The sequence below is a fragment of the Paenibacillus sp. GCM10028914 genome, from assembly GCF_042666275.1.
Taxonomy (GTDB): domain Bacteria; phylum Bacillota; class Bacilli; order Paenibacillales; family Paenibacillaceae; genus Paenibacillus_AQ.
Genome location: NZ_JBHTFO010000013.1, coordinates 67,436 through 89,554, shown reverse-complemented (window position 1 = coordinate 89,554; position 22,119 = coordinate 67,436). Strand labels below are relative to the sequence as shown.

At 42.6% G+C, this 22,119-nt stretch carries 21 protein-coding genes and 1 riboswitch; of the genes, 8 read left to right on the top strand and 13 right to left on the bottom strand.

Annotation, left to right across the window (positions count from 1 at the left end; all coding sequences use genetic code 11):
* Positions 1-307 precede the first annotated feature (307 nt).
* Positions 308-1,513 (top strand): peptidylprolyl isomerase, encoded by a 1,206-nt coding sequence (locus tag ACFQV5_RS12415; RefSeq protein ID WP_379247179.1) that lies wholly within the window; start codon positions 308-310, stop codon positions 1,511-1,513.
* Positions 1,514-1,656: 143 nt separating this feature from the next.
* Positions 1,657-2,004 carry a LytTR family DNA-binding domain-containing protein gene (locus ACFQV5_RS12410; RefSeq protein WP_379247177.1) on the top strand — a complete coding sequence of 116 codons (348 nt, stop codon included), beginning with the start codon at positions 1,657-1,659 and terminating at the stop codon, positions 2,002-2,004.
* A gap of 55 nt (positions 2,005-2,059) precedes the next feature.
* Here the strand turns inward: ACFQV5_RS12410 and ACFQV5_RS12405 are convergent, their stop codons facing one another.
* Positions 2,060-2,683 (bottom strand): YdcF family protein, encoded by a 624-nt coding sequence (locus ACFQV5_RS12405; RefSeq protein WP_379247175.1) that lies wholly within the window; start codon positions 2,681-2,683, stop codon positions 2,060-2,062.
* Between the two features lie 60 nt (positions 2,684-2,743).
* Here ACFQV5_RS12405 and ACFQV5_RS12400 point away from each other — a divergent pair, with 60 nt between their 5' ends.
* Positions 2,744-3,535, top strand: a complete 792-nt coding sequence (locus ACFQV5_RS12400; RefSeq protein WP_379247173.1) for a YwaF family protein — start codon at positions 2,744-2,746, stop codon at positions 3,533-3,535.
* A gap of 85 nt (positions 3,536-3,620) precedes the next feature.
* Here the strand turns inward: ACFQV5_RS12400 and ACFQV5_RS12395 are convergent, their stop codons facing one another.
* The 5 genes from ACFQV5_RS12395 to ACFQV5_RS12375 form a co-directional block, all read right to left on the bottom strand.
* Positions 3,621-4,610 (bottom strand): aldose 1-epimerase, encoded by a 990-nt coding sequence (locus tag ACFQV5_RS12395; protein ID WP_379247171.1) that lies wholly within the window; start codon positions 4,608-4,610, stop codon positions 3,621-3,623.
* Positions 4,611-4,730: 120 nt separating this feature from the next.
* On the bottom strand, positions 4,731-6,407 hold the full coding sequence (locus ACFQV5_RS12390) for a glycerol-3-phosphate dehydrogenase/oxidase (RefSeq protein WP_379247169.1): 1,677 nt from the start codon (positions 6,405-6,407) through the stop codon (positions 4,731-4,733).
* A 162-nt stretch (positions 6,408-6,569) separates the two neighbouring features.
* The gene (gene glpK, locus ACFQV5_RS12385; protein WP_379247167.1) at positions 6,570-8,060 is read right to left on the bottom strand and encodes a glycerol kinase GlpK; all 1,491 of its coding nucleotides are present in this window, start codon (positions 8,058-8,060) and stop codon (positions 6,570-6,572) included.
* A gap of 86 nt (positions 8,061-8,146) precedes the next feature.
* Positions 8,147-8,713, bottom strand: coding sequence for a glycerol-3-phosphate responsive antiterminator (locus tag ACFQV5_RS12380; protein ID WP_379247165.1), 567 nt, complete (start codon positions 8,711-8,713; stop codon positions 8,147-8,149).
* A gap of 52 nt (positions 8,714-8,765) precedes the next feature.
* Complete coding sequence (locus tag ACFQV5_RS12375) at positions 8,766-9,968, bottom strand: ROK family protein (protein ID WP_379247300.1); 1,203 nt, start codon at positions 9,966-9,968, stop codon at positions 8,766-8,768.
* Positions 9,969-10,400: 432 nt separating this feature from the next.
* On the opposite strand from ACFQV5_RS12375, the gene ACFQV5_RS12370 reads away from it, so the two are divergent.
* From ACFQV5_RS12370 to ACFQV5_RS12360, 3 genes are read left to right on the top strand one after another with little or no spacing between them, the layout of a single operon-like run.
* Positions 10,401-11,648: an ABC transporter substrate-binding protein gene (locus ACFQV5_RS12370; RefSeq protein WP_379247163.1), complete on the top strand. Its 1,248-nt coding sequence runs from the start codon at positions 10,401-10,403 to the stop codon at positions 11,646-11,648.
* A gap of 33 nt (positions 11,649-11,681) precedes the next feature.
* A complete protein-coding gene (locus tag ACFQV5_RS12365) occupies positions 11,682-12,629 on the top strand; it encodes a carbohydrate ABC transporter permease (protein ID WP_379247161.1) in 948 nt (315 codons plus the stop codon).
* A gap of 19 nt (positions 12,630-12,648) precedes the next feature.
* A complete protein-coding gene (locus ACFQV5_RS12360) occupies positions 12,649-13,485 on the top strand; it encodes a carbohydrate ABC transporter permease (protein WP_379247159.1) in 837 nt (278 codons plus the stop codon).
* Between the two features lie 180 nt (positions 13,486-13,665).
* Here ACFQV5_RS12360 and ACFQV5_RS12355 read toward each other — a convergent pair whose 3' ends face one another.
* The 5 genes from ACFQV5_RS12355 to ACFQV5_RS12335 form a co-directional block, all read right to left on the bottom strand.
* Positions 13,666-15,090 (bottom strand): NAD-dependent succinate-semialdehyde dehydrogenase, encoded by a 1,425-nt coding sequence (locus ACFQV5_RS12355; protein ID WP_379247157.1) that lies wholly within the window; start codon positions 15,088-15,090, stop codon positions 13,666-13,668.
* 121 nt (positions 15,091-15,211) lie between these two features.
* On the bottom strand, positions 15,212-16,177 hold the full coding sequence (locus tag ACFQV5_RS12350; RefSeq protein ID WP_379247155.1) for a siderophore ABC transporter substrate-binding protein: 966 nt from the start codon (positions 16,175-16,177) through the stop codon (positions 15,212-15,214).
* 181 nt (positions 16,178-16,358) lie between these two features.
* The gene (locus ACFQV5_RS12345; RefSeq protein WP_379247153.1) at positions 16,359-17,117 is read right to left on the bottom strand and encodes an iron ABC transporter ATP-binding protein; all 759 of its coding nucleotides are present in this window, start codon (positions 17,115-17,117) and stop codon (positions 16,359-16,361) included.
* Entirely contained in the window at positions 17,114-18,058 is a 945-nt protein-coding gene (locus tag ACFQV5_RS12340; RefSeq protein ID WP_379247151.1) for an iron chelate uptake ABC transporter family permease subunit, read from the bottom strand. Before ACFQV5_RS12340 ends, ACFQV5_RS12345 begins: the two co-directional genes overlap by 4 nt.
* Positions 18,048-19,001 carry an ABC transporter permease gene (locus ACFQV5_RS12335; protein WP_379247149.1) on the bottom strand — a complete coding sequence of 318 codons (954 nt, stop codon included), beginning with the start codon at positions 18,999-19,001 and terminating at the stop codon, positions 18,048-18,050. Before ACFQV5_RS12335 ends, ACFQV5_RS12340 begins: the two co-directional genes overlap by 11 nt.
* 492 nt (positions 19,002-19,493) lie before the next feature.
* Between ACFQV5_RS12335 and ACFQV5_RS12330 the strand changes: the two genes are divergently transcribed.
* Together ACFQV5_RS12330 and ACFQV5_RS12325 are read left to right on the top strand one after the other, a co-directional pair.
* A complete protein-coding gene (locus ACFQV5_RS12330; RefSeq protein ID WP_379247147.1) occupies positions 19,494-20,099 on the top strand; it encodes a nitroreductase family protein in 606 nt (201 codons plus the stop codon).
* Between the two features lie 195 nt (positions 20,100-20,294).
* Positions 20,295-20,395, top strand: a riboswitch (TPP riboswitch).
* A gap of 81 nt (positions 20,396-20,476) precedes the next feature.
* The gene (locus tag ACFQV5_RS12325) at positions 20,477-21,076 is read left to right on the top strand and encodes a YkoF family thiamine/hydroxymethylpyrimidine-binding protein (RefSeq protein WP_379247145.1); all 600 of its coding nucleotides are present in this window, start codon (positions 20,477-20,479) and stop codon (positions 21,074-21,076) included.
* Positions 21,077-21,191: 115 nt separating this feature from the next.
* Here the strand turns inward: ACFQV5_RS12325 and ACFQV5_RS12320 are convergent, their stop codons facing one another.
* Together ACFQV5_RS12320 and ACFQV5_RS12315 are read right to left on the bottom strand one after the other, a co-directional pair.
* Positions 21,192-21,287, bottom strand: coding sequence for a sporulation protein YjcZ (locus tag ACFQV5_RS12320; protein WP_379247143.1), 96 nt, complete (start codon positions 21,285-21,287; stop codon positions 21,192-21,194).
* A gap of 99 nt (positions 21,288-21,386) precedes the next feature.
* Positions 21,387-22,088, bottom strand: coding sequence for a nucleotidyltransferase domain-containing protein (locus ACFQV5_RS12315; protein ID WP_379247141.1), 702 nt, complete (start codon positions 22,086-22,088; stop codon positions 21,387-21,389).
* Between the last annotated feature and the right edge of the window lie 31 nt (positions 22,089-22,119).

Below are 22,119 nucleotides of genomic sequence, written 5' to 3'. Positions count from 1 at the left end.
CTATCCACAGCTTTTACACACAACAACCCCGGAAATGCAATGCCGCTGCACAGCATGTAGACACTTCCGGGGGCTAATCTATAAAAAGTTATATAGTTAATTTCATTATATGAAAATAGCTGTCTTAAGTCTATTCATCCTGCAGCTTATATCACTCCTAAGTCCCTATAAATGGTATAACCCCAAATATTGTCATCCTATTTCGAATTTTTTATCATTTCTTAAGGTAAGCTGATTGTATATCTGTTAAAGTGATAAAAGATAATCAAACACATTAATAGAAGCAGTGAAGGGAGTCAATAATTTAATGAAAGAAAATGATGTACAGCCAACAAATGGAGGGCGTCCAGAAGACGATTTTGGACAAGCCTCTGATCAGAATCCAAATGTAACGCCTGATCCTATCACACCAGAAGACAACAATGAAATTGTGTCAGAGATACCGGATTCAGACAAAAATTCAGATATTACACAAGATGACCTCAAGCCATTGGACGATACTACGGTACAATCATCAGAATCTGTAGGCGTAGTTTCCTCGGATAATGGTGACATAAAACAATCTCCTGCATCCACTGGTGGTAATGGTGGCAAAGGTTGGATGATCACATCCCTCGTATTGGCTGCAGCACTGATCGTTGTGCTGATCGTCAATCCTTTTGGCAAGAATAATGGTGGAAAAGCGGTCGCTAAGGTTAATAACAAAGAAATTACTCAAAACGAATTATATGAAGAGTTGGTTAGCGCAGGTGGAACACAGACGCTTGATTATTTGATTACTCAGGAACTGATCAAGCAAGAGCTTGACAAGAAATCCATTGTAATTTCGGATGAAGAAATCAACAAGGAAATTGAATCCATTAAGAGCTCTTTTGCATCCGAAGACGAATTCAATACAGCTATGCAATCCAGCGGTTTGACACTTGATACACTTAAGGAACAAACTAAATTCCAGCTTGAACTGACTAAACTTATGGGCGATAAAGTTGAAGTCACTGATGAAGAGATTAAAACAACTTACGAGCAGTATAAAGATAGCTTTGCCACTGCGGAGCAAGTTCGAGCTTCCCATATTCTTGTGGAAACAAAAGAAGAAGCTGAGGCTATCATCAAACAATTGAACGAAGGCGCAGACTTTGCTACGATTGCCAAAGAGAAAAACGAAGATGCTACAAAGGATACTGGCGGTGACCTTGGATTCTTCGAACGTGGTCAAATGGACTCTGCTTTTGAAGAAGCAGCCTTTAAGTTGGAAAAAGGAAAGTTTTCTCAAGAACCAGTAAAAAGCTCCTATGGTTACCACGTCATCATGGTGACAGATCATAAAGAAGCAACAAACCCAACGCTTGAGGATAAAAAGGAAGAAATCAAGAAACAGCTCGTTTCTAATAAAGTGAGTGAGCAGTACGCTTCATACGTTCAAGAATTGAAAGACAATGCGAAAATCACAAACACGCTTGAAGAGAAAACGGCTGCTGACGAAGAAACCAAAACCGAAACATCAGACAACTAATAGTTAATTACTTTAGACACCTTATACCATCGTGGTATAAGGTGTTTTTGGCTTGAATTTTAAAAAGTCCTTTTATGCACTCCAAAAACATGATAAGATGAAAGCGTTATCAAATAATGATAATTTAATAAGGGGGAGTCAGAATGATGCAGTGCGCACCAGAATCCAGAAATGTGTATGAGGACTTCGTGGTCGAAACGGACATTCTGTTCTTTAAAACCGGAACCCACGGATTGGTCAGTTTTCACGGCAGAAATTATAATATAAAAAAGAGAATGACTGCCGAACAAATCAACTCGCTATTATCCAGAAAACAATTCTTTAACGTCGGTGGTAACTGTTATGTTAACGTAGACAAAGCTACTGATGTTGAACAAGGAATTGTTTTTTTCGGAGAAAAGGCGCCGTCCTCAAAAATCCTTCGAATTCCTAGAAGAAAGCAAGAACCGCTTAAACGCTTAATGGCAGGAAACAAGCATCCTGTTGCATAAACCTGCCGAAAAAACCGCCCTCACCTGTGGATGAGGCGGTTTTATTATTGTTACGTTAGCGAAACGGCGCAACCACTTGATAACCGATATAATAAAACACTTCTCGTGCCAAGAAATGCAGCTTCGTACGTAAGCTTTGATAAGCACTATTTTGAGCAGGTGATGAATGGGCGTTCAGGCCCATGTCTTGAGCAATCATCATAGCCCGCTTCATATGAAGTGGATCACTTACAATCAAAAAAGATGAAACTCCATTCTGCTCTGCGATTATTTTCGCATTTCTTATGTTTTCTTCTGTAATTGTTGAGAATGTCTCAATAATAATATCTTCGGCTTTCACTTCATGATCTATAGCATACACTTGCGCTGTCTCCGCCTCACTGATCTCTCCTTGTTCTCCACTTCCTCCAGTGAAAATCAACTTTCTCACACTTCCGTTATGGTATAAGTTCAAAGCATGATCTATTCGAGCTTTAAAGACAGGGGAAGGCTCTCCATTATATGTGGCTGCACCAAGGACGATAGCCGCGTCAGCATGAAGCAGCTCTGTTCTCTGTCCATATGACCAGATCGAATAAGCAGAATACACGATATACAACAGGCTCACTATCATCAAAATTAGAGCCAATCTCAGCGGTTTGATCCTGATCACTGAATGTTTTAGATTAATCCACTTCATTCGTTTACACACCCTCCAATCACAATCAACTCATTCTTTTGTATTTATGGTAATATTTATATGAAAACGCGATCCAAGGGAGGTCTCCCCATTAATACGTTATTTGATCCAAACTATCCATACACCTTTCAGGCATTCACTACGGAACACTGGTGTATTATTGGACTTCTGCTCTTCTTGATCCTGGCTTTATTTTTGTTTCGCAAAAGGATTCTGGGAAGGCCTGCTGTTAAATCCATCATCAAGTGGTTATTGGTTGCTGCCCTGGTACTTCCGGAAATTTGCCTTCAAATATGGTATATTTCTAACGATATGTGGGACCGTACCTCCTCTGTTCCCCTGGAGCTTTGCAGCCTGACGATGTTTCTTTCAGCCATCATGCTGATAACTGACAGCCGTAAAATATACCCTTTAGTTTATTTTGCGGGTATTGGTGGTGCACTGCAAGCAGTACTTACTCCTAGTCTTGATTATCCGTTTCCACACTTCCGTTTCTTTCATTTTTTCGTGGCTCATCTTGCGATTATTATTGCACCTTTATATATGACGTGGATTCGAGGATATCGCCCAAGTTGGAAGTCCATTGCCTGGACAATGCTATTCTTAAATGTGGCTGCTCTGATCGTAGGAATTATTAATGTTGCTCTCGGATCCAATTACATGTACCTGATGAATAAACCATCTACACCTTCTCTTCTCGATTTGCTCGGACCACATCCCTTCTATTTACTGGTTGAAGAAATGTTCGCACTCGTACTGTTTGTTGTAATGTATACCATGTTTTTTGCTATTCCGGATCGAGTTCGGCGAAACCGTGAAGCCCGAAATAAGCCAGTTCAATCATCATTTTAAACTGTAGTATAAATAAAAAAGGCGTATGGAACTTCTCCTTATGAAGCGAGAAATACCTTACGCCTTATGTTATTAATGAAAGATACTATTTCAAATAAATACGTGCCGTCTCTTCCCAAATTTCACCTGGGGCAAGTCCGAACAATCCAATCTCATCCGCTGGCAGATCAACATTCGGTGCATTGACTAAATTAATCTGTGGCTCTGGACAGAAGAACTCTTTACAAGCATTGTTATTCCAGATCATCCACTGTTTATATGATGTGCCTACATCGTATACCAGTGTCTTGCTGAGTCGTGAATCCGTTAGCTCCATACGGTTTCTTCCATTCTGAGGAACAGCCGTATAGTGGTTGTCCATCGCATCAAAATATGGATTAACACCTTCTTCACGCATGAGCTTCTCATCTTCGTTCAAATCTTGATGCTGACCCGTTGGCAGCATACGTTCATTCAATTCCCAGCGCTTGCCAATCGTCAATTGCAGCTTATAATCATCAGCTGTACTTCCTTCAGCAAAAGGAGCATTAATCGCCGTATGGAATGCAAGCAAACAAGGCATTGCTTGTTCTCCCTCGTTCCGAATGAATACCTGCTGCGATAATCCAGCAGCACTCACTGCATACCGAAGCCGGAAAGTAAATGTATGCGGCAGCATTGTATACACCGGATGATCTTTATCAATGGTCACACTTACAGTAACGTAACTTTCTAATGCCGTCGTTCCATACTCCTCCACAGTCCAAGGAATGGTATGCAGAAAGCCGTGAAGATGATTACCTGTTGCCTCTTCATTCACAGGAAATTGATACGTTTGTCCATTCCAAGGGAACTTTCCATCCTCATATCGGTTCGGTGGAAACAACACGGGAATACCGTGTACTCCTGGATTATCTTTAAACAGCTCCATCTCTGATTCAGCCGGTTCACGCAAGAATCGGTAACCGCTTTCGTTATCACGGAAAGCAATCAGATTCCCTCCGATTTCAGGCAAAATAACAGCCTCGTATGGACCGTATTGCAGCCAAACCGCTTTTTCTCCCTGATAAGATCCTTCGAATGCCTTGTGGTTCATCGGTTGATCTCTCCTCTCTTATGTCACCTTTAGATTACCATAAACAAGCTCCCTGATTCTATATATTACACAGATCGGTCAGCCTTATCAGACTGACCGAAAGTAAAGTAAATAACCTTGTTATTCCGTTGTTGCGGGTCTAGTTGCTTCTGCAATCTCTCTATCTAACTCTTGAGTGAACGACTCTCCCTGTTCTTGCGTCCAGTTCATAATCTCAGTCATATACCTGATTACAGCTTCCTTCCACTTCAAGGTCCATTCCATTCGAAACAGTAACGAGCCAGTACGTCGAATAAAGAAGTCAACAGGCTTTACTGTCATTTCATGCTGTATTGCATAAACAAGCGGCACATAGACCTCTAACGGAAGATTATACATCTTGCCTTCATTGCCGATCTGACATGCCAGCTCGAACAACTTCACTGCGTTTGAGCCATAAGTTCGCACCCAGCTTTCAGCGAGTTTCGAGTCTAGACCAAGACTAACAGCATGCTCGGTTTGCTCCCTGATATAAGCAGGGAATTGAACGGAACCACCCACATGCCCCCCAGAGATCGGAAGACTTTTCGTTCTGCATGAACCGAAGGATGGGCCTCCACTCTCATGAATTCGCTTCGCAACCAGATTAACTACAGTATCAGCCATTTTCCTGTATCCAGTGAGCTTCCCGCCTGCAATCGTTATAAGTCCACTGGGCGACTCCCAAATTTCATCTTTTCGCGAGATTTCTGACGGGTCCTTTCCCTCTTCCAAAATAAGCGGCCTTACGCCAGCCCAAGCAGACTCAACGTCCGATCCAGTCAGCTTCTCATTTGGGAACATATAATGTATTGCATTCAAAAGATAGTCACGATCCGACTCCGTTATAAATGGATGAATAGGGTCCTTTTTGTATACGGTATCGGTTGTTCCTACATAGGTCTTACCATCCCGTGGTATAGCAAATACCATTCGTCCATCCGGTGTATCAAAATACACCGCCTGCCTGAGAGGGAATCTGGACTGATCAATTACCAGATGAACACCTTTGGTCAGCTGAAGCATTTTCCCCTTTTTAGAACGATCCATTTCTCGGACCTGATCCACCCAAGGGCCGGTAGCATTGACGATTTTGTGACCGGATACGCTATAAACGCCTCCGCCTAGCATGTCTTTAATTTTAATTCCGACGATTTTTCCATCGGTATCATAATTCAAGGTATCTGCTTTTGCGTAGTTTATTATTTCAGCTCCTTGAGCTGCAGCCTCTTTAAGCACTTCTAATGTCAATCGGGCATCATCCGTTCGGTATTCCACATAATACCCGCTACCCTTCAGTCCATCCTTTTTGAGTAGAGGTTCCTTCTTCAGCGTCTCTGCAGGAGATAACATCGTCCGCCGCTCACTTCTCTTGACACCTGCCAAGAAGTCATATACTTTCAGTCCAACAGATGTGCTGAATTTACCGAATGTTCCTCCCTGATGGATTGGAAGAAGCATCCACTCGGGTGTCGTCACATGCGGCCCATTCTCATATACGACAGCCCTCTCCTTCCCCACTTCTGCTACCATTCCCACTTCAAATTGCTTCAGATAGCGAAGCCCCCCATGCACAAGCTTTGTTGAACGACTGCTCGTTCCGGCAGCAAAGTCTTGCATTTCCACGAGTAAAATAGTCATACCTCGCGTCACAGCATCCAATGCGATTCCTGCCCCGGTAATTCCGCCTCCAATCACGATCAGGTCATAGGTTTTACCATTTACTCCTTCAAATATATCTTTGCGCTGCAAGCTAGAAAATGATCTCATCTTATTCATTGATGATAATTCCTCCTCGAGTGTCAATTGGAATATAAATAAACAAAAAAAGAGACCGCGAATTACACGATAGCACCTTAATTAAAAGGTGTACCGAGCTATGCGGTCTCTCCAGATCTCCTGACTCGTATTAACTTATGGATTATTATAACACATAAAATTTTAATGAAAAGCCATAGCTGCATAAACAGCTTTTTTCCAACCCTTATAAAGCTGTTCTCTGGTTTCCTCATTCATCGTTGGTTCAAAACTCTTCTCAACACTCCATTTGCGGCAAATTTCATCTTGGTCCTTCCAGAAGCCAACAGCCAGACCAGCTAGATACGCTGCTCCCAATGCGGTTGTTTCACTGATCACGGGACGTTCTACGGGTACATTCAGAATATCGCTTTGAAACTCCATCACAAACGTATTCGCCACGGCTCCACCATCTACTCGTAGGGATTCAATCTTGTACCCTGAATCCTCTTCCATAACAGAGAGCACATCCCGGGTCTGATAAGCGAGTGATTCCAGCGTGGCCCGAATAAAGTGTTCTTTCGTTGTCCCTCTGGTCAGACCGAATACCGCACCTCGAACCTCACTGTTCCAATAAGGACTGCCAAGCCCGACAAAAGCTGGAACAACATACACACCCTCAGCGGACTCAACCCGGCGTGCATAGGGCTCACTATCCTTCGCTTCACGGAACATGCGAAGTCCATCTCGGAGCCACTGAATCGCAGATCCCGCTACAAACACGCTACCTTCAAGCGCGTATTGTACCTTTCCGTTTAATCCCCAAGCAATCGTCGTAATAAGCCCATGTTCAGATTTTACGGGCTTATCGCCTGTGTTCATCAGCATAAAGCTGCCTGTTCCGTATGTCGTCTTTACCATTCCTTCTTTAAAGCAGGTCTGGCCAAACAACGCTGCCTGTTGGTCCCCTGCTGCTCCTGCAATTGGTACTTCCCTGCCAAAGAAGTGATAGGTGACTGTATTCGCATAAATCTCGGAAGAGGGTCTGACTTCAGGCAGCATATTCGCCGGAATATCTAGTATTTGCAGCAATTCCTCATCCCACTTCAGGTCATGAATGTTAAACAGCATCGTTCGAGAAGCGTTGGAGTAATCTGTTACATGCGCCACTCCTCCGGACAGTTTCCAGATAAGCCAGGTATCAATAGTACCGAATAATAGATCCCCCTGCTCAGCACGGTCACGGACACCATCTACATGATCCAGGATCCATTTGATTTTGGTACCTGAGAAGTAAGGATCAACCAATAGGCCTGTTTTTTCACGGACAATCTGATCATGACCATCCGCGATTAGCTGCTCACAGATTGAGGCCGTCTGACGGGATTGCCATACGATCGCATTATAGACTGGAACGCCGGTCTTACGGTCCCACACCACGGTCGTCTCTCGTTGATTCGTGATACCGATGCCAGCTACTTGCTCTGTCTTCACTCCTGCCTCGGACAAACAGGTGGCGATAACCGCGAGAATAGAGCCCCATATTTCATTTGCATTTTGCTCGACCCAGCCAGGTTTGGGGAAATACTGTGGGAACTCTTTTTGAGCCGAATATACCATATTACCATCCTGATTAAATAAAATAGCTCTTGAACTCGTCGTACCTTGATCCAGAGCTAGTATGTATCGTTCCATTCCAATTCCCCTTTCCAGTTCATTTATAAAAAAAGATTACGGCCTTGAGAATAGCATGTCAAATATGAAGAACAGTTCTCATTTCACTATATATGACTAGGCAAATAATGCTGAAATAGCTCTTTACTTGATGTCGTCACAGCCATAGCACCCGCTGCAATCGCTTCTTCCACCTGTGTAGGTGTCCTTATGAGCCCACCAGCAAAGATCGGAATACCTGTGCGCTCGTATACTTCCTCAATCATATGCGGCATAGCGCCGGGAAGCACCTCTATATAATCAGGCTTTGTCTTATCAAGCAACGCATAGTTCTTCTCAAGTGCAAGTGTATCGAGCAGAAACACTCGCTGTATGGCTACGATCCCTTTCTGCTTTGCTTTTAAAATAACGCTCGAACGCGTAGAAATGAGTCCATCTGGGCGGATCTCCTGACACAAATATTCCGCAGCATATTCATCATTCTTCAGTCCTTGGATTAAATCCGCGTGGAGAAACATCTTTTTCTCCGTTTCGCGTATTAGTCGATACATAGGCCCAAGGCGGGCAATATGCGTGTCCAGCAATACGCCATATCGATACGTACTTTCGAGAATTTTATCGAGCTGTTTCATCTGCTTTGCAGCGGGAAGTATTTTCTGGCCGTGAAAACTCATTCGCTACACTCCTCTACTCGTGTCAAATCTTAATACTGCTCTGCTTCTGTGGTTAATCCGTTATCGAAAAACCCAGAACATCCTGAAGCAATACAGCAGCTGCCCCCATTAATTTATCATTTTCACCAAGCGATGATTGTCCAAATACCAGCTCATCCTTGACGATCGACATCGCATGCTTTTCAATATATACCTGAACCTTGCTCAGCAGCTCGGTATTGCCTATCGCCATCTCCCCGCCAAGAATAAGCGCTCCAGGGTTAAACATATTGATCAAATTAACGATACCCGCACCTAGATGCTCAGCCACCTCCTCGTTAATATCCTGAGCCAGACGATCTCCCTGTCTCAGTGCTTCCAGATAGACCGACGGAATGATCTTTCCATAATCTCCACCGATGACCTCACCGATTCGTGTTGGCCGTCCCGTTGTAATAGCGGTTAAAATTCGTGAATATACAGCTATCCAGCTAATGTAGCTGTCAAGGCAACCCACATTGCCGCATTCACAACGTATTCCACTGCGATTGACACTGGTATGGCCGAATTCCCCTGCGCCACCGTGAACACCGCGCATAATACGATCATTAATTAGAATACCTGACCCCAGACCATCACCAATAGAAATATAAATCAAGTTTGAGTAAGGGAATTTACCGAACCTTCTTTCAGCCAGAACAACGGCATTCATATCGTTCTCCAGCCATATCTTTAGGCCATATCTGTCCTCTAAAATCTGCTTTAGCGGCACATTGGACATGCGAAGCTTTGTGTTGTAATATACAATACCTTGCTCATTATTAACTACTCCAGGTACGGTAACTGATATTCCAATGCACCTATGAAGATCCTCAGATCCTCCGAAGAATGTATCCATTAACTCAAGCAGGAGCTGAACCAGCTCTTCACCCTGCAGACCAGATATTTGATGGGTACTCTTTCGAAGCACACTTGCCTCAAGATTCATCTGGGCCAAAATGATCAGGGAGTTCGTCATAGCCACTGCGAACAAATATTGATTATTCGGATTGAACTTCAGCAGGACAGGCTTTCGCCCTCCACTGGAAATCCCGGTGCCAATCTCGGATACATATCCTTCCTTAATCAATTCCTGTACTGCTGATGCAACTGTCGATGGGCTAATTTGATTTGACTTAGCGAGTTCAATTCGCGAGATCGGCCCTTCTGTCCGTATTTTGTTCAGCACCATGGAGCGGTTATGTTCCTGTATAAGCTTTAGGTCACCTTTCCGCATTTTTTTCAATAAGCTTCAACCTTTCCGTTTTACTAGTTTACGAGTGCTATTCATTCATATATTCCATATTTAGTCCTATAACCATTTTTTGCAAGCATTGATTCGACTTATTCCAATGATCAAAATAACATAAACTCTATTTATTCTTTTTTATCTCCTGCATCACCTGCCATATGGATCAAAATTTAATTAAAATTATTTGTAACCGCTTACTTGAAAATATTTAAGAGGAATTATATAATCTTTCGCAACAGATGACATAGTTATCCATCATTGGATGCATCTACATCCTAATAACTTATTCTTATGAATGGAATAACTTATCATTTAATTTGAATTTGAGGGGGGCCTTCATTTACACCATTCACCCGAGTAGCTACTCATAAAGTTGCTTAAGCTCGTTGACTAAACATGAATGAGGAGGCATTAGTGATGAAAAAAATTATTTTAACGGTTATGTTCTTATTTACTTCTCTTTTAGCCGCATGTGGAGGCGGATCCTCTGATAACGGTGGAAAAAAGGTAATCAATGTCGCCTTGTGGGATGAAAACGTAAAGGAAACGTTGAACGAATCGATCAAACTCTATAATCAAAAACATCCTGATGTTGAGGTTAAGGTTACATACACCCCTTGGGCTGACTATTGGACCAAACTCAGAACGAGTCTGGCAGGAAACAGCGGCCCTGATGTGTTCTGGATGAACGGACCTAACTTCCATTCTTATGCTTCTTCCGGATTAATTAAGGATCTGAAGCCACTCATTGATCAGAGCAATCTAGATACTTCAGTGTACACGGATGCACTTGTTGACTTGTATACCTACAACGGGAACCTATACGGCCTTCCTTATTTCCTCGATTCCATCGGACTTTTTTATAACAAAGAAATTTTCGATAAAGCTGGGGTAACTTACCCTGATGATACTTGGACCTGGGAGACTCTAGAAGAAAATGCAGCCAAGCTTACGGATAAGTCAAATGGTATTTATGGATTCATCGCTCCCATCGATAACCAAATCGGGTATTACAATTTCATTCATCAGGCTGGCGGCTTTGTCATCTCTGACGATAAAACAGAATCCGGTTTTAACTCGCCTGAAGCCTTGTCTGCATTTCAGTGGGAACAGAATATGATCGATAAGGGGTATTCCCCAAATGCACAACAGCAGCTGGAGACCAAGCCGCGTCAATTATTCGGTTCCGGTAAAGTCGGCATGTACCCTGCAATTTCCGTTAACTCTCCTGAGCTTTACAAGCTGTTAGGTGACAAGCTCGGTGTAGCCGAGCTCCCAGCAGGCAAACAGAAGGCTTCGATTGTTCATGGACTCAGTTGGACGATTAACGGCAAAACCAAGGTCGAGCAAGAGGCATGGGATTTGGTCCAAATTCTATCCGGTAAAGAAGGCTCTGAACTATTAGCCAAATCTGGATTTAGCATTCCGGCATATAAAGGTGCTGAAGAAGGCTGGCTCAAATCTATTCCTTCACTTGATTTACAAGTGTTCGTTGACAGTCTCGAATTCGCCGTTCCTTACCCCGTTTCGCAGAAAACAGCTGAATGGCAAGATGCCGAGGTCAAAGAGATTCAGGCCGCCTTCCTCGGGAAGAAGTCATTTGAAGAGGCTCTCAAGAATGCAGCCGAAAAAATGAACTCCATCCTTGCTACGGAGCAAAAATAAACCGATCAGCATAAAGAAAGGACGGTGCGGCCCATGAATGCGCCCTCGCTAAAGAAAAGCAAGCACCCGGAAATGCTGATAAAACAAAAGCACAAAACATCCAAACTTACCCGAATGGAAGCGATTTGGGGCTATCTCTTCATCCTGCCTGTTGTGTTAGGTCTGGGAATATTTTATATGGCTCCATCTGCCGCTTCATTGTTCTTATCCTTTACCTCATGGGATGGCATGACGTCCCCTAACTTCATCGGTATCGAGAACTTTCAAAATCTGATGAAAGACGAAAAATTCACAAAATCCATGCTGAATACTATGCTCTACACTTTCGGGACTGTTCCATTATCCATTGCTTTCGCTACGCTATTAGCGGTACTTCTCAATCAAAAAATCAAGGGCATGGTCGTATATCGAACGCTATTTTTCATCCCCGTCATAACCATGCCGATTGCAGTTGGTATGGTATGGAGATGGCTCTATAATTCGGAGTTCGGTCTGATCAACTATGTACTCGGTACGATGAATTTACCGCAGCCTAACTGGCTTTTTGATGAAAAGTTTGCCCTCTTCTCGATCGTCATTGTAAGCGTCTGGAGCAGCATTGGTTATAATGCAGTTATTCTATTGTCAGGTCTACAGGGAATATCCAGCAGTTATTATGAGGCCGCTTCACTAGACGGAGCCGGTACGCTGTATAAGTTCTTCCGGATTACACTCCCTCTTCTGACTCCAAGCTTGTTCTTTGTACTCGTGATGTCATTTATTAATTCATTTCAGGTATATGACTTGATCTTCATCATGATGGATCAACAGACAACGCTTCTCGATTCAACACGAACCGTTGTATATAGCATCTGGGAAGATGGATTCAAATATTTCAATATGGGATATGCGTCAGCACAAGCCTTTATGTTGTTTATCGTCATTCTAATCATTACGATGTTCCAGATGTATTTCCAAAAAAGGTGGGTTCATTACCAATAACCAGAGGGAGGGTCACATCTTGAAAACTTCAATTGCGTCAGAAAAAACCCGCCGTCTGGCGGTCCACTTTCTGTTAGCTGCCGGTGCACTCCTAATGATCATGCCGTTTCTATGGATGCTATCAACATCTTTTAAATCCTTTGCGGATTCCATGACTATACCCCCGACGTGGCTACCGGCTGAGTGGCATTTTGATAATTATCTTCGTGTGATAGAGACGATTGATTTCGGCGTTTACTACTGGAATACAATACTCGTAACCTTGGGACGTACAGGCGGTCAGCTGATACTCTGTTCTCTTGCCGCTTATGCCTTCGCTTGTATGAATTTCCCTTTTAAAAATGTTATTTTTCTTGCTTTACTTGCAGTATTGATGGTTCCCTCCCAAGTTGTCATGATTCCAAGCTTTGTTATCATGCGGGAGCTAAACTGGCTTGATACCTTTTATGTACTTATCGTCCCTGGTATCTTCAGTGCCTTCGGCACATTTCTGCTTAGACAGTTCTTTATGACCCTTCCTAAGGATCTTGAAGAGGCTGCTAAAATCGACGGCTGCAGTTATTTCCGAATTTACTGGAACATTTATCTGCCATTATCCAAAGCTGCGCTTGTTTCATTAGCCATCTTTACGATCCTTGCATCTTGGAATGATTTGCTCTGGCCTCTCATTATGACCAGCTCCGAAGATATGCGAGTGCTTTCAATTGGCATCTCTAGCTTTCAGGGACAGCATTCTACCGACTATCCGCTACTGATGGCGGGTGCTGTAATGGCTATCATGCCAATAATCATTTTATTTATTTTCTTGCAGCGTTATTTCATCGAAGGAATAGCTATGAATGGAATTAAAGGGTGACAGCATACTTTAGAGAAGAAGCTATTCTAAAAGATCTAATCTTGCAGGATAGCTCCTTTTTCTTTTGTTAGACCATCAAAATAACAGATAACACAAAAAAACCACCCTTTGGAAGAATGGAAGTGTATAAGCCACCATCTTCAAAGGAGCGGTTTCATAATAGCTGCACTATAAGCCGGATTACAGTCCGAGTGAAATATACTTGATTTCCAGAAACTCCTCGATTCCGAAATGGCCGCCTTCTCTGCCAAGCCCACTCTCCTTAAAGCCACCGAATGGCGCTTGGGCGGTTGATGGAAGAGGATCATTAATACCTACAATACCGTATTCCAGTGATTCCGCAATCTGCACTGCTTCACTGATATGTTCAGTAAATACATAAGCAGCCAGTCCATAAGGACTGTTATTCGCTCGTTTCACGGCTTCCTCCACGGAGCTGAATACCGCAATGGGAGCTAGCGGACCGAAGGTTTCTTCACTCATGCACAGCATATCATCCGTTGCATTCTTAATGACAGTAGGCTGTACATACGTTCCTTGGTCTTCCTTATTCTGTTCATCACCTGCTAGTAGAATACCACCTTTATCTAGCGCATCCTGAATATGTTTTCGTACTTTCTCGGCTGCCTCAGCATTAATGAGAGGCCCGATATCGATGCCCTCATCCAATCCGTTACCTACCTTAAGCTTCTTCGTCAATTCGGCAACCTTATCTGCAAACGCAGATGCAACAGATTCTTCCACATAAATCCGATTCGTGCATACACAGGTCTGTCCAGCATTACGGAATTTAGACAAAATAACTCCTTCTGCGGCCTTATCCAGATCAGCGCGTGCAGTCACGATTAAAGGAGCATGTCCACCCAACTCCAGCGAAATCTTCTTCACATTTTCGGAAGCTCCAGCCATCAACTTCTTACCGACAGCTGTTGATCCCGTGAAAGATAACTTGCGAACTCGACTGTCTTGCTGCCACACATCAGCAATCTCACTTGAATTGCCCATAACGATGTTAATCACACCTGCAGGCAATCCGGCTTTATCGGCTAATTCCACCAGCTTAAGTGCTGTGAAAGGCGTCTCCCGAGAAGGCTTAATAACGATTGTACAGCCAGCAGCGAGAGCAGGCGCAACCTTTCTAGTGATCATGGAAGCAGGAAAATTCCACGGCGTAATCGCAGCGACAACACCTACCGGCTGTTTCGTTACAAGTATTCGTTTATTCGATGAAGATGCCGGTATCGTTTCGCCGTATATTCTTTTACCTTCCTCAGCGTACCAGCTAATAAAGTTGTTCGCATATTTAATTTCCCCGGCTGCTTCTTTCAATGGCTTACCTTGCTCAAGTGTCATCGTTTTCGCTAATTCATCTGTATTCTCAGCGATCAAATCATACCAACGACGGAGAAAATCCCCTCTTTCCTCGGCGGTTAACTTCGACCAAGCAGGAAATGCTTTATGTGCCGCGTCTACGGCTTGCTTAGCCTCCGACCGTCCCCCTTTAGAAACAGTACCGATCATTTCGCCAGTAGCCGGGTTAAAGACCTCTGTCTGTTCGGATGTACTTAGCCATTCTCCACCTATATACATTTGATTTGGATTCATATGCTAATCCCCCTCCCTATGCGTGCTAATATATGACCATTGTCCTCTAATAGTAACCGACTTTCAAATAAACAAAACACCGAGTCCTGTGTAACGGAACCGGTGTTTATATTCAACTTAATTATTTAACTCCAGCGCTAACTTCTTTAACCATTTCAGATACAGAAGTCAATCCACCACCGGAAAGGTACCAGTAGTTCGGGTCCAAATAAACGATGTTTCCATCTTTGTAAGCATTCGTTGTTTTTACAAGTTCATTTTCTACCACATCTTTTGCACCAGAATCTTGACCTGTTGCTACGACAGCACCACGGTCAACAACGAAGAGGTAGTCCGGATTTTTCTCTACAATATATTCGCTGGAAATATCTTTACCATGTGTACTAACTTCAATACCAGGGTCTACTGCTGTGAAGCCGAATACGTCATGCAGAATACCAAAACGGGAACCTGGACCGTAAGCACTAATCTTGCCTTCGTTCGCAAGGATGATCAGGGCATTCTTACCTGATGCTGTAACCTTTTCGTTTAGCGCTGCAATCTCTTTATCAACGGTTTCCAATTCGGTCTTAATTTGATCTTCTTTACCAAAAATCTGTCCAATCGTGTTCATGTTTTCTTTAAAAGATTCCATGTATCGTGCAGTGTCTACACCCATATAGATCGTTGGTGCGATTTTGGAAAGCTCCTCATAAGCATCACTTTGTCTACCGGAGATGATGATGAGGTCCGGCTTGATTTGGTTGATTTTCTCGAAATCAGGCTCTTTCAAGCTACCCACGTTCTCGTACTTCGCATCTTCATATTTTGAAAGATACGGAGGAATGTTTTTCTGAGGAACACCTGTAACTTCAATGCCGAGCTTATCTAACGAATCGAGAACACCAAAGTCAAACACAACGAGTTTTTGTGGGTTCTTCGAAAACTCTGTTTTACCAAGCTGGTGCTCAATCGTGATTTTATCGCTTGCGGATTCTCCACTGTTACCACCATTACCGGACGCCGCATTCTTGTTCTCATCCGATCCACAGGCTGCAAGAGCCAGTGTAAATACTGTAGCCATGATCAACATTAATACTTTTTTCATTACTTCCACCCCTATATATTATTTTATATTAATGAAAAAATTACAATTGAAGTTAATTATTACCATTTGTATGCCATAGGGAGTCCTTCCGCTTTTCACAAGCAGACTCCTCATTAAGCATTAGGGATAAGATTATTGGTTAATCCTCGTGAATCTTATCCCTGCTGGTATCATTAATCCGTTAAGCGTAGTAAACACAGATCTTATTATCGTTAATCTCTTCAATCTCGATATCCATATCATAAATGCTGCGAAGCACATCACTCTGAATAATTGTATCCGTCTTACCTTCGTTCTCAATCTTACCGTCTTTAAGAGCTACGATATAATCGGAATAGCAAGATGCAAAGTTAATATCATGGATAACAATAACAATCGTTTTATTCAGATCGGCTACTAGCTTTCTAAGAATCTTCATAATTTGAACAGAGTGTTTCATATCCAGGTTATTCAGCGGTTCATCTAGCAAAATATACTCTGTATTCTGAGCAATGACCATAGCAATATAGGCACGCTGTGTTTGACCACCACTAAGCTGGTGCAGATATTTGTGCTGCATGTCTTCAAGTTCCATATAACGGATCGCTTCATCGACATACTTCTCATCTTCAGCCGTCAATCTACCTTGAGAATATGGAAACCGTCCGAAGGAGACCAGCTCTCTAACCGTCAGACGAAGACTGATGTGGTTAGATTGTTTCAAGATCGAAATCTTCTTAGCCAGATCGCCGCTCTTCCACTCACTGACTTCCTTACCTTCAATCATGATTTCTCCACTGTCTTTAGATACGAGTCTGCTGACCATGGACAAAAGACTACTCTTACCAGCGCCGTTTGGTCCGATAAAGGATGTAATCTTACCTTTAGGTATTGTAACTGACACACTATCCACAACTTTTTTACCATTGTAAGCTTTAGATACATTAGTAACCTGGATCATGATTTACTCTCCTTTAATAGCAGATAGATGAAGTACACACCGCCGACAAAGTTAATAATGACACTTAGCGTAGTTGAGAAGGTAAACACTCGTTCAACGATCAGTTGTCCTCCGACCAGAGCAATGATACTGATTAGAACCGAGCCTGTAATTAAGTAAGAATGTCGATATGTCTTTAAGAATTCATACGATACATTCACGACTAGAAGTCCGAGGAATGTAATCGGTCCGACAAGCGCTGTAGCCACCGCGATAAGAACAGCTACAATAATCAGCAATCTCTTTACAACAAAATCATAGTTCACACCAAGATTGATTGCCTGCTCACGCCCTAGAGCCAGTACATTAAGGTATTTAAAGAACCTTGCGAAATAGATCAATGTTAACCCTACAACAATAAAAGAAATAAGTAACAGCTCGGTCTTTACATTGTTGAAGCTGGCAAACATTTTATCAGATACAAACTGAAACTCATTCGGATCAATCAGTACTTCCATAAATGAAGACATACTTGAGAACAATGATCCGAAAATCATGCCGACTAACAGAAGAAAGAAAATGCTATTTCCTTCCCTTCGAAACAGAATCTTGTACAAGACTCCAGAGAAGAGAATCATACCGCCGACATTGATAAGAAAATTAAGGTTGCCAAGCTCATACATTGCAAATGAACCAAAGGCGAAAATAACAAAGGTCTGTATTAGTACATATAAGGAATCAAGTCCCATGACACTTGGTGTTAATATCCGGTTGTTAGTAATCGTTTGAAACACCGTGGTAGATAATGCTATTGAACCGCCAGTTAATACGATTGCAAGCACTTTTTTGATTCTTCTCGGAAACGCGTAGTCCCAACTACCTCCAAGATCTATAAATAGGAAGAGGGCTATCAGGATAAGCGCCGCCGCGGCCAACAGACCGGTTTTGGCTTTATAAGTCATATGCCTTTCTCCTCATCAATAAGTAAATGAATATACCGCTTCCGATTACTCCCACGGTTAAGCTGATCGGAATTTCGTAGGGATAGATGATAATTCGGCCGATAATGTCACAAAAGAGAACAAATCCGGCCCCCAGCAGTGCGGTATGCGAAAGGCTTTTTTTCAAGTGATCCCCCAAGTAAAGACTCACGATGTTCGGTATGATCAGTCCTAGGAAAGGTATCATACCTACAGTCAGAACGACTGAAGCAGTTACCAGAGCCACAATAATCAAACCGATGTTTACCACTCTTCTGTATTTCAATCCCAGATTTGTTGCAAATTCCTCACCCATGCCTGCCACTGTAAATTTATTGGCGAACAAATAGGCAAGAACGACCAGTGGAACACTTATGTACATCAGTTCATACTGCCCCTTGATGATCATTGAAAAGTCACCTTGTAACCAGGCAGACATGTTCTGAATAAGATCATATTTATAGGCGAAAAATGTAGCGATTGAGCTAATAATATTCCCGAACATCAATCCAACCAGCGGGATAAACACCGCATCTTTGAATTTAATTTTGTCCAGTATCTTCATAAAGACAAGCGTACCAGCAAAAGCAAAGAGAAATGCGACTAGCATCTTGATGAGCGGCCCTGTGGTTGAAAACACCAGCATGGAGACCAGAATCCCAAGTCTTGCGGAATCCATCGTTCCTGCCGTCGTCGGCGAAACGAATTTATTCCGGCTAAGCTGCTGCATAATCAATCCGCAAATACTCATGCTGACTCCAGCCAGAATTAAACTGATAAGTCTCGGTACACGACTGACTAGAAAAATATGCTGTTGTTGCTCAGTCATCCTGAACAGATCAAGTGGTGAAATGTCCTTTACTCCAATAAATAAGGAGATGAAGGATAATACTATAACTGCTGCGATCAAGTATCTTTTCTTCATAGCTCTTCCTTCTATGCAGGTATGCAGTTACCGGTAAATTCCGGTTCGTTAAGTTGATATCATTCTCAATGAGATTGATTATCATTTGCGATCTGTAATGAATTATATCATCCCATTCTCAACCCATCAAGTATAATTGAGAATCAAAATCAATTAAATTTCTCAAAAATTTAATATATGTTCATCATTTGTTCACATTATTAAGTTTCGTTCATGTAAACATCACATGATTATCATTTTCCTTCATATACTAACCGTCGTTATTGTTTTAACTTTCGAAAAATCGATTAATTAAACTTGACAATGAACTCTGTAATATAATAACATACTTACAGATAGTTTTTTTATAACTTTTTGTAAGTTGCTAGTGTTGTTTTACTGTCCGATGACTGATCGTACACATAGCAGCCATCAATGTATTACGACAGATTTTTTAGAAATCTTATATCTAAGTAAGCAACCAAAACTATGAACTCTAGGAGGAATTTCATCATGTCAACAGATTTCAGCACTGCCCTTAAAAACCGTCGTTCAATTTATGCGATCAGTAAAGACTCCGTTATTTCAGATGAACGCATTCAAGATCTTGTAAATGAAGCGGTAAAACATACTCCATCTGCTTTCAACTCCCAAAGTGCTCGGGTAGTTGTGCTTCTAGGAGAACAACATGATAAACTATGGAACCTGACTGAAGGTATTCTTAAGGAAGTTGTTGGCGGTAGCGAAGAGCAATTCGCTTCTACAGCTCAAAAAATGGCCGGCTTCCGTGCAGGCTACGGAACAGTTCTATTCTTCGAAGACAGCAGTGTCGTTGCTAACTTGCAAGAGAACTTCGCACTTTACGCTGATAACTTCCCGATCTGGTCCCTTCAATCTTCAGGTATGCTTCAGTTTGTGGTATGGACAGCTCTTGAGGCTGAAGGTCTTGGTGCTTCCCTGCAGCACTATAACCCACTGATTGATGAGAAGGTTAGAAATGAATGGAATCTGCCTGAAAGCTGGAAATTGCTCGCTCAAATGCCTTTCGGTAAGCCAACAGCAGAGCCAGGCGAGAAAGAATTCCAGCCGCTTGAAAACCGTGTAAAAGTATTTAAATAATCTCTTACCTCAAACGGGTGTCCTAAAAGCCATATCATGGCTAGTAGGGCACCCGTTTTTCATATTTTGATTGGAGGCTGCCCTTGCTGTTGTCGCTACGCTCCGGTAAGAAATGTAAGAAATCATTGAAATATAATAGCCTGGACGTTACAATAACACGAGAATGAAGGTCCTGTTACCAATCGCATACAATTTCGAGCTAACTAGGGGTGCCTTGTGCTGAGAGACGTAATGATCGTCAACCCTTACTACCCGATCTAGGTCATACTAGCGTGGGGAAGTGGAGCTTTGTGTTTATTTCCTATGAGCATAAAACTGCACTTCTTACCCGGAGTGCAGTTTTTTATTTTCATATAATACAAGGAGGTTTTAATTTTATGAGCCATCTCACTTGCGGAACCAGCCGAATAGTAGGCTGCCGATTCTCCGTATTTCCAATGACTGATCGATTCGTAGAGGTTATTACGGAAGCACTGGAGTCCGTCAATACCGACAAGGTTTGGATTCATACCGATGATTTATGTACATGTGTCAGAGGACGAGCAGAGCATGTATTCGACGTGACTCGTGCGATATTCGCCCATACAGCTGGAACGGGTGTTCATACGGTATTTAACGGAACTTTCTCGATTGGCTGCCCAGGTGACAGCAAAGGGGATGTATTCATGTCAGAAGATGATGTTCGCATGAATGAAAGTCTTGCTGAAAAAGCTAACATTGAAACAGCCAGTCACTTCTCACTTTATCCGTTAGGCACAGACAATTATATGGACATCATATATCAAGAAGTGGAACGTGCTAAATCCAAAGGGACATTAACACAGGGCATTCACTACTCCAGCCGACTGGACGGCACTTTATCAGCGGTATTTGAAACCCTGGAAGATGCTTTTACTCATGCGATACAAACAGAAAGAAGCCATCTGGTGATGACTGCTGTTGTTTCGGCTAATAGTCCTTCTCCAAAGTCAATTTGAACTTCCTGCACTTCGTTATTGAATAATCTTAAACATCGACTATCTTCTATAATATACTCCCTCGACCGAGACATAGGTCGAGGGAGTGTATCCATTTCTCATCTAGCCGATTGGACTAGACCCAAACTGCAAGAATGATTACAAGCAGAATGAAGAGTACCAATACGACACCAACTGGGTTGCCCCATCCACCGCCACATACTTCGCTCATGAAGATCCCTCCTGAGTTTTAATATCGTGTGATCTAATCACAATACTAATGTATTTAGGATGAGGCTGATCTGTAACGGCTCTTATCCCTCCATGATACTTACTCTTCGTAACCAATCAAATGCGGACCACCATATGGCTCTAAAATTCTTTCGGCTAGCTCCAATAATTGCTCCTGGTTATTGTAGCGGTAGAACAACGCCATTGACTTCTCCAATGCATCTGCTGTACTCGCATCATACACAGACAGAAATCGAAATAACGATTTTCCTTCTCCAATCCACTGACGATTGGCTCTGAGCATGAATTCACACAGTAGCACAGTCATCTTTTGAGCGATGAACCAGCTTTCTACAGCCTTAGTTGAACCTCTTAAATCCATCATCAATTCGGTAATTACATAACGATTAACGTCAATATCAAAAGAAGTGAGCGGCAATGGTCCGAGATCCAGATCATTCTTCGCTTCTTCCCTAATTTTGTTTCCAATGGAACTTGTGCGTAATACCTTTCCTTCGGCAATAATTCTTTGCAAGGTCGGATTTCCAGCTAGCACACCTGCATCGAATTGCTCACGATACTCTGATGAAGCTATGAAGAATAATTCAACGACCCAACCATAAGCCTCCACCGTCTTACGACTTAAATCTTCTGAGCCCTCTCCATCTATAACCACAATATCGAGATCTGAGTGCTCGTTATGCTCTCCTCTACCTGCACTTCCTCCTAACACGGCTAACGTGCAATCCGGATAATCGCGAAATATCAATTGCCTAGCTGCAGCAAACGGTTCAGTCCTCACTTTACGTTCCCCCATTGTTAAACTTCATCAA